General features: G+C 72.4%; 7 protein-coding genes. 1 reads left to right on the top strand and 6 read right to left on the bottom strand.

Going from position 1 to position 12,059, the window contains the following annotated elements:
- From ACH4D5_RS32515 to ACH4D5_RS32490, 6 genes are all read right to left on the bottom strand, one after another.
- Positions 1-3,834, bottom strand: a complete 3,834-nt coding sequence (locus tag ACH4D5_RS32515; RefSeq protein ID WP_398309512.1) for an NACHT and WD repeat domain-containing protein — start codon at positions 3,832-3,834, stop codon at positions 1-3.
- Positions 3,835-3,974: 140 nt separating this feature from the next.
- Positions 3,975-5,573, bottom strand: a complete 1,599-nt coding sequence (locus ACH4D5_RS32510) for a glycoside hydrolase (protein ID WP_398309509.1) — start codon at positions 5,571-5,573, stop codon at positions 3,975-3,977.
- A gap of 57 nt (positions 5,574-5,630) precedes the next feature.
- Complete coding sequence (locus ACH4D5_RS32505; RefSeq protein WP_398309507.1) at positions 5,631-7,394, bottom strand: beta-galactosidase; 1,764 nt, start codon at positions 7,392-7,394, stop codon at positions 5,631-5,633.
- Between the two features lie 76 nt (positions 7,395-7,470).
- Positions 7,471-8,418: a carbohydrate ABC transporter permease gene (locus tag ACH4D5_RS32500; RefSeq protein WP_398309504.1), complete on the bottom strand. Its 948-nt coding sequence runs from the start codon at positions 8,416-8,418 to the stop codon at positions 7,471-7,473.
- A gap of 3 nt (positions 8,419-8,421) precedes the next feature.
- Positions 8,422-9,351, bottom strand: a complete 930-nt coding sequence (locus ACH4D5_RS32495) for a carbohydrate ABC transporter permease (RefSeq protein ID WP_398309501.1) — start codon at positions 9,349-9,351, stop codon at positions 8,422-8,424.
- 36 nt (positions 9,352-9,387) lie between these two features.
- The gene (locus ACH4D5_RS32490) at positions 9,388-10,725 is read right to left on the bottom strand and encodes an ABC transporter substrate-binding protein (protein ID WP_398309498.1); all 1,338 of its coding nucleotides are present in this window, start codon (positions 10,723-10,725) and stop codon (positions 9,388-9,390) included.
- 214 nt (positions 10,726-10,939) lie between these two features.
- Here ACH4D5_RS32490 and ACH4D5_RS32485 point away from each other — a divergent pair, with 214 nt between their 5' ends.
- Positions 10,940-12,028, top strand: a complete 1,089-nt coding sequence (locus ACH4D5_RS32485) for a LacI family DNA-binding transcriptional regulator (protein WP_398309495.1) — start codon at positions 10,940-10,942, stop codon at positions 12,026-12,028.
- The last annotated feature ends 31 nt before the right edge of the window (positions 12,029-12,059 follow it).

Below are 12,059 nucleotides of genomic sequence, written 5' to 3'. Positions count from 1 at the left end.
TCAGCGCACGCACGCCCTGCGGGGCCACTCACCGCCCGGGGCGTTGAGGTAGCGGTCGCGTTCCTGCCGGGTCAGGTCCCTGCGGAGCGAGCGGCAGATCCTGTCGATCGCCTCGTCGGCGTTGCGGAGCACGCCCCACAGGCGCAGTGTGCCGTCGTCGCCGCCGCTGGCGACGGTGTGCCCGTCCGGGCTGAACGTCACGGACCACACCGTGCCCTCGTGCCCGGCCAGCACGGAGTTCTGCAGCCCCGTGGCCGCGTCCCACAGCCGCACCACGCCGTCCCGGCCGCCCCCGGCGACGGTCCGCCCGTCCGGGCTGAACGCCACCGACTGCGCGCCGCGAAGCTTCCCCGTCAGGGTGACGCGGGTCTTGCCCGTGGCGGTGTCCCACAGCCGTACCGTGCCGTCCTCTCCGCCACCGGCGACGGTGCGCCCGTCCGGGCTGAACGCCACAGTCCGCACGGGGGACTTGGCGCCCGTGCGGAACGACCGGGTTTCCCCAGTGGCGGCGTCCCACAGCCGAAGAGCCCCTTTGTCGCCGCCGATGGCGACGGTGTGCCCGTCGGCCCCGAACGCCACCGACCACACGGTGCCCGGCTGCCCCTCCGACACACCGCGGGGTGCCCCGGTCACCGCGTTCCACAGGCGTACGTCCCCGTCGTCACCGCCACCGGCGACGGTCCGCCCGTCCGGGCTGAACGCCACCGCCCGCACGGGCCCCTGATGTCCCGTCAGGATGCCCCGCGCCTCACCGGTCGTCGTGTCCCACAGCCGTACGTTCCCGTCGTCGCCCCCACTGGCGACGGTGTCGCCGTCGGGACCGAACGCCACCGACCGCACCGGCCCCCGATGCCCCCTCAGCACGTCCCGCACCCTGCCGTTGGCCGCGTCCCACAGCCGTACGGTTCCGTCGCGTGCGCCACCGGCCACCGTGCGCCCGTCCGGGCTGAACGCCACCGACCCGACGGGCCCCTGCCGTCCCGGCACCGCGATGCGCTCCTTGCCGGTGGCCACCGCCCACAGCCGCACCGTGCCGTCCCGGCCCCCGCTGACCACCGTGCCGCCGTCCGGGCTGAACGCCGCGGCGGACACCGTCCCCCGGTGCCCGGCCAGCACGGCGCGCAGTGCCCCGGTCGCCGCGTCCCACAGCCGAACGGTGCCGTCGTGCCCGCCGCTCAGCACCGTGCGCCGGTCGGGGCTGAACGCCACCGACTCGGCGTCCCTTCGGCGTTCGGCGAGCGCGCCGCGCTCCTCGCCGGTGGCCACCGCCCACACCCGTACCGTGCCGTCGCGGGCGCCGCCGGTCACCGTACGGCCGTCGGGGCTGAACGCCACCGACTCCACGGCGCTGTGCCGCCCGGTCTCCGTGACGCGCGTCCCGCCGGTCCTCGTGTTCCGCAGCCGTACGGTTCCGTCCCGCCCGCCGCTGGCCACCGTCCGCCCGTCCGGGCTGAACGCCAGGGCCGAGACGGCCCCCTGATGTTCCGTCGCCCCTCGACGGTCCTTGGCCGCGCGCCGCTCCTTGCCCGTGGCCACCGCCCACATCCGTACGCTGCCGTCCTGCCCGCCGCCCGCCACCGTGCGGCCGTCCGGACTGAACGCCACCGCCCCCACATCGCCCCGCCTCCCGGTGTCCATGGCGCGCGACGTCCCGGTGGCGGTGTTCCACAGCCGTACGGTCCCGTCGTCGCCACCGCCCGCGACCGCGTGCCCGTCCGGGCTGAACGCCACGGCGGACACCGGACCCTGATGCCCCCTCAGCACCTTCAGGGTCTTGCCCGTCACCGTGTTCCACAGGCGTACGGTGCCGTCCCGGCCCCCGCTCGCCACGGTCCGCCCGTCGGCGCTGAACGCCACCGCCCGCACGTCGCCCCGGTGCCCGGTCATGCGCTGCTGGAGCGGGAGCGAGGCCGCGGCGAAGAGACCGGAGGTCGCCTCGGCGGTGGGACGGACACGGTAGGCGTAGACCGCGAGGAGCGAGGCGAGGTCGGACTCCTCGGAGAGGAGCGCCGCCGACTGCGCCGCGAGCTGCCGGGAGAGGGCGCTGCGCTGCTCGGAGACGGCCTCCCGCCGGTGGCCCTCACTGGTCCGGTACTGGTCCCAGGCGAGCAGACCGGAGAAGAGCGCGAGCACGAGCAGGACGGACAGGGCGAAGGTGAGCCGGCGCAACCGCCGCGTGGTGCGGGCCGCGGCAAGGCGCTCCCGGTCACGGGCCGCGCCGCTCGCCGTGAGGAAGTCGCGTTCCAGCGTGGTCAGTCCGCTGTCGGGGGCCGCGAAGGAGTCCTCGGCGGCGTCGAGCCGCGTGCCGCGGTACAGCGCCCCCGGATCGCGGCGCTCCCGGTCCCACGCGGTCGCCGCGTCGCTCAGCCGCTGGCGCAGCAGCAGCTTCGTCCGGTCCTCGTCGATCCACTGCCGCAGCCGTGGCCAGGCCTCAAGGAGGGCCTCGTGGGTGAGCTCGACCGTCTCCGTGTCCAGGGTGATCAGACGGGCCCCGGCCAGCGCGTCGAGGACCGTCTGCACGTCGGCCGGGTCGGTGCCGAGGGTGTCCAGGTCGGCGCGGGCGAGGCGGCGCCGGGTGGCGTCGGTGCCCTCGCCGATCGCGACGAGGCGCAGCAGGAGGGCCCGGGCCAGCCGCCGCTGGCCGCCGTCGAGCCCGGCGTGGACCGCCTCCGCGGTCTGGGCAAGGGCGTGCCGGATGCCGCCCGCGGCCTCGTACCCGGACAGGGCGAGCGTGCTGCCGCGGCGCCTGCGCCAGGTCTCGCGCAGCGCGTGGGAGACCAGCGGCAGGACCGTGGCGCGGCCGGTGGCGTCGGCGATCACGCGGGCGAGGAGCGCCCCCTCGACGGTGCAGCCCGCCCGCGCGGCGGGCCGGCTGATGGCGCGGCGCAGCTCGTCGGTGGTCATCGGCCCCACCAGCAACTGGGCGTCGCGCAACGCCTCGACGAGGTCCGGGTGGCGCGCGCAGCGTGCGTAGAAGTCGGCGCGTACGCCCAATACGACGCGGGTGCGGCTGTTGGGCGCACGGACCGCCGTGAGCAGCGCGGTGATGAACCGCGTACGCTCCCGGGCGTCGGAGCAGAGCGTGAAGACCTCCTCGAACTGGTCGACAACCAGCAGGAGTTCGGATTCGGGCGGACGGCTGGCCAGGGCCTTCAGCACGGTCAGGTGCAGGGCCCGCGGATCCGTCGCGAGGTCCCTGCGCAGGACGGTCGCCGAGCCGTCGGTGGCGGCGGCGAGCCGCGCGGCGCACTCCTCCAGAGGGTGGGCGCCGGGCGCGAACAGGACGGTGACCCACCCGGACCCGGCCCCCGAGTCGCCGCCGGTGTCCCCGCGGACGCGGGGCAGCAGCCCGGCCCGCAGCAGCGACGACTTCCCCGACCCGGAGGCACCGAACACGGCCAGGAAGCGCCGGGAGCGCACCCGTTCGACCAGGTCGTCGGTCAGCTGCTCCCGCCCGAAGAACCAGGCGGCGTCCTCCGGCTGGAACGCGGCGAGCCCCACATAGGGGCCGCGCTGGTCGCGGCCCCCTGCGCCGGGCGCCTCGTCCGCGCGGTCCGCGGCCGCGAGCCGGGCACCGAGCGCCCGCCACCGGTCCTCCCAGGCGGCCACGTCCCCGCCGCAGGCCCGCACATAGGCGAGCGTGACGGGCAGGCTGGGCAGTCTGCGGCCGCTTGCCGCGTCGGCCAGCGTCGTCGAGGAGTAGTGGGCGTCGCGGGCCAGCCTGCGGTACGGCGGACTGCCCGCCTTCTCCCGCAACCGCCGCAGGTCGGCGGCGAATTCGGTCAGCAAGCCACCGTCGTCCTCCAGCGGACGCTCACCCCGCGGCACCGCCATCACCCCCGCCCCTCATTGTCCGGCCCGGCCGCCCGCAGCCGAGCCACCGGAACCGGACAATCCACCGACCGCTCAGCTCGACGGGGGCCCTGCCGCCCCCCTGGTCCCGGGCGGGCGTCACGGAGCAGGAGCGACGCCCGTCAGGAAGCCCCGTCGACGACGAAGCTGGTGACCGACTCGGCAGGCACGGTGAAGGTGGCGCGCCCGTCCGCGACCGGTACGGGGTCCCGCTCCTGGAGCGCTCCGCCCGCGCTGGTGACGATCGGAGTCATGGTGGCGTCCGGCGCCACGTGGTCGAACGCCGAGAGGTCCACCGTCACGGTCCGCTCCTCTCCGGTGGAGTTGACGTGGACGACGGTGGCGCCCTTCCCGTCGGCGCTCACCGCCGCGGCGCTGGAGGTGTCGTCCACCGTGACGAGGCGGTCGCCCGGCCGGATGGTGTGGGTGAAGTTGCGGGCGGTGTCGAACTTGGTGTTGGTCCTGATGGGGCAGGTCTTCAGGGTGTCCTTGGCGGTGCAGTCGAAGGGGAGCTGGATGCTGCCCCAGTTGCCGCCCTTCGCGCTCTCCCCGCCGGGCTTCATGTTGTTGTAGTCCTCGACGGGCTGCCAGAACACCCAGGCCGAGGGCTCCAGTTCGCGCAGGTCGTCGACCATGTGCTGGGCCAGGCCGAGGCCGGACTTCATGTCGGTGAAGTCCTGCCCGTCCGGATCCCACTCCCCTTCGACCTCGCTCATCCACAGCGGCTTCTTCGCCGCCTTCGCCAAGTCCCGTACGAGGGTGCGGTCCCGGGTGCCGTACGTGTGGACGTTGAGCTGGTCGACGAGGTCGCGGACCTCGGCGGGGTAGGCGTTCCAGTTCTGGGCGAACAGGGTGGGGTTGGTCTCGTCCATCGCCGAGATCTTCGCGTCCGTACGGGACTTCGCCAGCGCCGGGGCGAGTGCGCGGATCACCTTCTGCTGGAGTCCGGGGCCCATGTGCGCCCCCTCCTGCCGCCCGCCGACGGGCCGGCCGTCGGGGCCGAGCCGGGTGCTCCAGTAGGTGGTGTTGGGCTCGTTGAAGGGGTCGATCGTGTCGACCTCGATCCCGTGCGCCTTCTCCAGGCGTTCGGTCGCGCCCGTGAGGTAGGCGGCGAAGTCGTCGACGGACTCGGTCTTGAGCTGGTCCTCCGTGGCGTCGAAGCCCCCGGAGACGTATCCGCTCTTCGTCATGAACCAGGGCGGTGAGTTGCTGAACGTCTCCCAGTGGTCGATCTCGCCCTTGATGCGGTCGACCCACCACCGCTGTGTCCTGTCGGCGCGGCGGTTCCAGTCGCCGGGATCGTCCGGGTCCCACCAGCCGGTGTCCTCGCGGGTGGTGCCCGCCGGCGCCTTCCACCAGCCCTGGACGGCTCCGCCGGGCCGCAGGTAGTCCTTGACGTCGGGGGCGTTGCCGCCGCCGATGTTGTAGCGGGCGATGTTGAGCCCGAGCCCGCTGTCGCCGAAGACGAGGTCGGCGAGCTTCTCGCGGATCTCGGCCGGGTAGCCGCCGGTGGCGTTGGCGAACCAGACCAGACTGGTGCCCCAGCCCTCGAACTCCTCCTGGGCCAGGGCGGGGTCGGGCCGGACGGTGACGGCCGCGGCGGTGCCGTCCTCCGTCGCGGCGGCGGGCGGGGGCGGGGCCGCGCCGAGAGCGGTCGTGGTGACCAGGGCGGTGGCGCCGAGGGCCGTGAGCAGCCGCGTACGCCGTGTGCGGTGTGCCATTGCGTTCCCTTCCGGGGCGGGATCGGATTCCGTGCACGTCGTGGCCGGTGTGGTCCTTCAGGGGGTCACAGGGCCGAGGTCGGGGGCCGTCACCAGGTGGGCCCGGGTGCCGGTGGTGGCCTGCAGCTCCAGGAGGACGAGGTCGTTGCCGCCGGGGCGCAGCACGGGCGCGGGGACGTACAGGGTGCGCTGCGGCCCGCGGTTCCAGTAGCGGCCGAGGTGGAAGCCGTTGACCCAGGCCTGGCCCTTGGTCCAGCCCGGCAGCGAGAGGAAGGTGTCGGCCGGGGTGGTGACGTCGAAGGTGCCGTGGTGGAAGGCGGGCACCGAGTCTCTGGTCGCCCTGGAGGGGGTGAAGGGCACCGCGTCCAGGTCGTCGAGGGGCAGGGCGTGGCAGTCCCAGCCGCGCAGCACGGTGCCGTTCAGGCGGACCGGGCCGAGCAGGCCCTTCGGGGCGCCGATCCGGGGGCCGTAGTTGACCCCGCCCATGTTCTCCACGAGCACGTCGAGGGCCGCACCGGCGCGCGGCACCCGGACGGGCAGGCTCTCTTCGTGCCGCTCGCGTTCCAGTACGCCGACGGGCGCGCCGTCCAGGAAGACCTGGGCGCGGTCGCCGACACCGCCGGAGAAGTGCAGCAGCCCGTCACCCGCCGCGGGCAGGGTGGTGCGGTAGAGCACGTACCCGGCCCGCAGCCCGAGCTCGTCCATCGTCACCGGCAGGTCCGCGCGTACCGGCTCGGCCAGGGCGCGCGCGTACGGCAGGAGCGGCGCGCGGCGCGTCAACTCGACAGCGGTGGCCGGGAGTTTCGGAGCGGGCGCCGGGGCGGGCTCGGCCGGCACCGGCGCGTGGCGGGCGATGACCTCCCGGAAGGCGTGGTACTTCGGGCCGGGGTCGCCGGATTCGGTGAGCGGGGCGTCGTAGTCGTAGGAGGTGACGATGGGGGAGTAGGCGTGGTCGTGGTTGGCGCCGTTGGTGAACGCGAAGTTGGTGCCGCCGTGGAACATGTAGATGTTGACCGAGGCGCCCGCCGAGAGCAGCGCGTCGAGGTCGGCCGCGGCGTCGGCCGCGTCCCGCACGTGGTGCGGTTCGCCCCAGTGGTCGAACCAGCCGATCCAGAACTCCGCGCACATCAGCGGCCCTTCGGGCTGGTGCTCGCGGAGGCGGGCCAGGGACGGCGTGACGCGGCTGCCGAAGGTGCCGGTGGCGAGCGTGCCGGGCAGGGTGCCGGCCGTCAGGTGCTCGGCGTCGGTCTGGTCGCAGGTGAACAGCAGCTCCTCGACGCCGCGCGAGCGCAAGGCCAGTTCCAGGTGCTTCAGGTACGCGGAGTCGTTGCCGTAGGCCCCGTACTCGTTCTCGACCTGTACGGCGACGACGGGGCCGCCGGACGCCGCCATGTGCGGCAGGAGCGCGGGCAGCAGCAGGTCGAGGTAGCGGTCGAACGCGTCCGTGAACCGGGGATCGCTGCTGCGGAGCCCGATGCCCGGGTCCGCGGTGAGCCACGCGGGCAGTCCGCCGCCGTCCCACTCGGCGCAGATGTAGGGGCCGGGCCGCAGGAGGACGTGCAGGCCCTCGGCCTTGGCCAGCCGCAGGTAGCCCGGCAGGTCGAGGAGGCCGTCGAGGACGACGGGGCCGTCCGGGTCGGGCTGGTGGAGGTTCCACGGGACGTACGTCTCGACGGTGTTGAGGCCCATCAGGCGCGCCTTGCGGAGCCGGTCGGCCCACTGGCCGGGGTGTACGCGGAAGTAGTGCATCGCGCCGGAGACGATCCGGAACGGCTCGCCGTTCAGCAGGAAACCGTCGGACGTCGTGGTCAGTGCGGGCATGCGGGATCTTTCCTTCGACTACGGGCGACTACGGGGAAGTTCGTGAGGGCCTGAGCGAGGGGGCGGGTGCGGAGGGCTATTCCTTGACGCTGCCCGCGGCCAGGCCGGACCGCCAGTACCTCTGGAGCAGCAGGAACGCGGCGATGAGCGGCAGAATGGTGATCAGCGATCCGGTGATGACCAGGTGGAAGACGGGCCGGCCGCCGGCCGTCGCCGCCTGCGCGTTCCAGGCGTTGAGGCCGAGGGGCAGCGGATACCAGTCCGGGTCCTTGATCATGATGAGCGGCAGGAAGTAGTTGTTCCAGGTGTGCACCATCGTGAACAGCAGGACCGTCACGATGCCGGGCGCCAGCTGCGGCAGACACACCTGGCAGAAGACGCGCAGCTCTCCCGCACCGTCCACGCGGGCGGCCTCCATCAGCTCGGTCGGAATGGCCTCGGTGGCGAAGACCCACATCAGATAGAGGCCGAACGGTGAGATGAGGGACGGGATGATGACCGCCCATGGTGTGTTGGTCAGGCCCATCTCGCTGAACATCAGGAAGGTGGGGATCGCGAGGGCGGTGCCGGGCACGGCGACCGCGCCGATGACGACCGCGAAGACCGCGCGCTTGCCGGGGAAGGCGAACTTGGCGAGGGCGTACCCGCCGAGGACCGCGAGGACGGTGGCGCCGCCCGCGCCGAGCACCACGTACAGCAGGGTGTTGAGGAGCCAGCGGGTGAAGACGCCGTCGTCGTAGGTGAACGTCTCGGTGATGTTGTCCCACAGCGCGAAGTCGCCGCCGAACCACAGACCGAAGGACGAGGCCAGGCCCTTCTGCGTCTTGGTGGCGCTGATCACCAGCCACACCAGCGGCAGCAGCGAATAGACCACGACGAGCCCGGTGAGCGCGGTCAGCAGCACACTGCGGCGGGGCCGGGCGACGCTGCGCCGCGGCCGGGAGCGCAGCCGGGGGGCGGACGGCGCGCCGCGCGGGTGACGGGCGGGCGCGGCCTTGGAGGTGAGGGTGGCGGGACTGCCCATGGGTCACGCTGCCTTTCGCATGCCGCGCAGCTGGACGACGTAGGCGACCACCATGGTGATCAGGCCCATGACGATGGCGACGGTCGCGGCGTAGTTCTGCTGCTGTCCGTTGAACGACAGCGAGTAGGTGTAGAGGTTGGGGGTGTACGAGGTGGTGATGGCGTTCGGCGCCAGGTTCTGCAGGATGCTCGGCTCGTTGAAGAGCTGGAAGCTGCCGATGATCGAGAAGATGGTGGCGATGGCCAACGCGCCCCGGATGGCGGGCAGTTTGATGGCGGTGATGACGCGGAGCTGTCCGGCGCCGTCGATCTCCGCGGCCTCGTACAGGGAGTGCGGGATGACGCGCAGCGCGGAGTAGAAGATGAGCATGTTGTAGCCCGCGAACTCCCACGTCACGATGTTGCCGATGGACGCGAGGACGAGGTCCGGCGAGAGCGGGTCGGGCAGGGTGCTGTCCAGGGCGTCGTTGAGGTCGCCGACCAGGCCGAACCGGGTGCCGTAGAGGAAGCCCCACATGAGGGCGGCTACCACCGCCGGCACGGCGTACGGCAGGAATATGGCGATCCGGAAGAAGCTCTTGCCGTACAGCCTGCCGCTGTCCAGCGCCAGCGCCACCAGCAGCGCGAGGCCCAGCATCACCGGGACCTGCACGGCGAGGAAAAGACCCACCCGGCCGATGCCCTCCCAGAACTCCCGGTCCTGCAGGGCGCGTTGGTAGTTGTCCAGGCCCACGAAGGAGGTGCCGCCGATCAGCCGGTCCTGGAAGAGGCTCAGGTAGACCGAGTAGGCGATGGGGGCGAGGAAGACCAGCGCGAAGACGAGGGCGAACGGGCCGATGAACCCCCAGCCGGTCCAGGACCGTCGCGTCTTGCGTACGGGGAGCGTCTGTCGCGCGGGGGCCGGGCCCGCGGCCGCGGAGTGCAGAGTTGCCATGGTGTGTGGTGTGTCCTCGGTTGGGCCGGGCGTGGGCTACTTGACGGTGAAGCCCTGCTCCTTGCCGTACTCGACCGACGCGTCCTGCCAGGACTTCAGGCCCTGCCGCAGGGTGGTGCCGCTGACGTACGCCTTGCCGACGGTGTCGTTGAAGACGCTGTTCGCGTAGACCTGGTAGGGCAGGTAGGACCAGCCGGGCACGACCTGCTTCGCCGACTCGGCGAGGACCTGGTTGATCCGCTGGCCGCCGAAGTAGGCGACCTTCTTGTTCCGGAAGGCCCGGGAGCCGAGGTGCTCGGTGGTGGCGGGGAACGTGCCCTGGTCGATGCGCGTCCGCACACCCGCCCCGACGGTGGCGTACTCGAGGAAGGCGTACGCGAGCGCCTTCTGGTCGCAGGCCTGCGTGATGGCCAGCGAACTTCCGCCGTTCTCGGCGGACTTGGCGGTGCCGCGCTCCCACTGGGGCATGGGTGCCACGCGCCACTTGCCCACCGCGGCCTTGACCCCGGACTGCAGGCTGGACGGCATCCACGCGCCGATGACCAGGGTGGCGATGGTGCCGTCACCGAGGCCCTTGTACCACTCGTCGCTCCAGGACGTGACGGGCGCGAGGAGCTTGTCGTCGATGAGCCGCTGCCAGGAGGCGGCGAACTTCTCGCTGCCCGCGTCGGTGAAGTCCACGCCGACGTCGGTGCCGTCGACCGTGTAGGGCTTGCCGCCCGCCTGCCAGATCATGCTGGTGGTGAAGCCCGCGTCGCCCGTGTCATTGGTGATGTACGCCTTGGGATCAGCGGCGTGCAGCTTCTCGGCGGCGGTGAAGTACTCCTCCCAGGTCTCCGGCACCTTGATCCTGTGCTTGTCGAAGACTTCCTTGTTGTAGAACAAGGCCATCGGGCCGGAGTCCATCGGCAGCCCGTACACCCCGTCGGTCCCGGCGCGCACCGCGGCCCAGGGACCGGGCGTGAAGGACCCCTTCAGCTTGTCGGCGCCCAAGTCCGCGAGATTCGCCAGTGACTTGGCGAGGGTGAACTGCGGCAGCGCGTAGTACTCAATCATGGCGATGTCCGGGACGCCCTTGCCGGCCTTCACGGCGTTCTGGAGCGCGGTGTACTCGTCGGTGTTCGTACCGGCGTTGACCAGGTCGACCTTCACCTCGGGGTACTTGGCCATGAAGTCCTCGGCGACCTGCTTCATCGGCTCGTTCCAGGACCAGACGGTGAGGCTGCCGCCGGCCTTCAGCGCGGCCTTCAGGTCGGCGTCGGACAGCGGCTCGGCGCCCGAGCCGCCCTCGTCGGACGAGCCGCAGGCACCCGCGGTCAGCGAGACCGACAGGGCGGCGCCCATCAGCAGGGCCTGACGCCGGGATATGGCCATGGTGGTGTTCCCTTTCGTACGCGTGCGCGGTGCGGAGGAGGGACGGGGGGAGACATGGTGGTTACGTAAACATGAGCCGGGCGAAGCAGCGGCCGGGACGGAATGTTTACGTAAACTTCGGTAGCGCGTACGGTGGCACCCGTCACATCGACGGGTCAAGGTTTCTCACACGTAAAGTTCCACGCGGTGTCCGCGAGGTGGAGGAGGAGAGGCGATGGGGCTGCACGAAGAGGGGAGCCCCCTGCCCGGCCACGGCGGCGCGCAGCGCGGCGGCTCGGGCATCCCCGGCGGGCGGCGCAAGCAGCGCGTGTCCATGGCCGACGTCGCGAAGCGAGCGGGCGTCTCGTCCCAGACGGTCTCCCGGGTCTCCAACGGCCACCCCGGCGTGGTCGCGGCCACCCGCGAACAGGTCCTGGAAGCCATGCGCGAACTGGGCTACCGGCCCAACAGCGCGGCACGCGCCCTGCGTTACGGCCAGTTCAACACCATCGGCGTCATCCTCCTCAACCTCTCCGCCACGGGCCGCAGCCAGACAGTGGGCGCGATCTCCACCCACGCGGCGGCGGAGGGATACGCCATCACGATGATCCCCATCGACGTGCCGACCCAGGACAACGTCCTCGGCGCCTTCACGAGGATGGGCGAACTCGCCGTCGACGCCGTCATCGTCTTCATCGAGGTGCACCTGCTCGACGCGGGCACGGTGACGCTGCCGCCCGGCGTGCCCGTCGTCGTGGTGGACACCGACTCCGGCGACCGCTACCGCGTGGTCGACACCGACCAGGTCGGCGGCGCCCGGCTCGCCGTCCGCCACCTGCTCGACCTCGGCCACGAGACCGTCTGGCACGTGGCGGGGCCCGAGGAGTCCTTCGCCGCCCAGCGCCGCGCGAGGACGTGGCGCGCCACCCTGGAGGAGGCCGGACGCCGGGTCCCCGAACCGCTCGGCGGCGACTGGTCGGCCGATTCGGGCTACGCGGCGGGTCTCGTCCTCGCCGAAGTCCCGGACTGCACCGCCGTGTTCGCCGCCAACGACCAGATGGCGCTCGGCCTCCTGCGCGCCTTCCACGAGCGGGGCAGGTCCGTCCCCGCGGACGTGAGCGTGGTCGGCTTCGACGACGTCCCCGACTCCGCCCACTTCATCCCGCCGCTGACCACGGTCCACCAGGACTTCACGGAGGTGGGACGCAGAAGCGCGGTGGAGGCGCTGCGGCAGATCCGCGAGCGGACACCGGCCACCCCCGGCACCGACCTGGTGCCGACCCGGCTCGTGGTGCGCGAGAGCACCGCGCCGGCCCCGCGCTGACAGCCTGCCTTTGCACCCACACGAGCACGAC

The sequence above is a fragment of the Streptomyces sp. NPDC018029 genome, from assembly GCF_044327655.1.
GTDB lineage: Bacteria > Actinomycetota > Actinomycetes > Streptomycetales > Streptomycetaceae > Streptomyces.
This window is presented reverse-complemented; position numbering and strand designations above follow the sequence as displayed.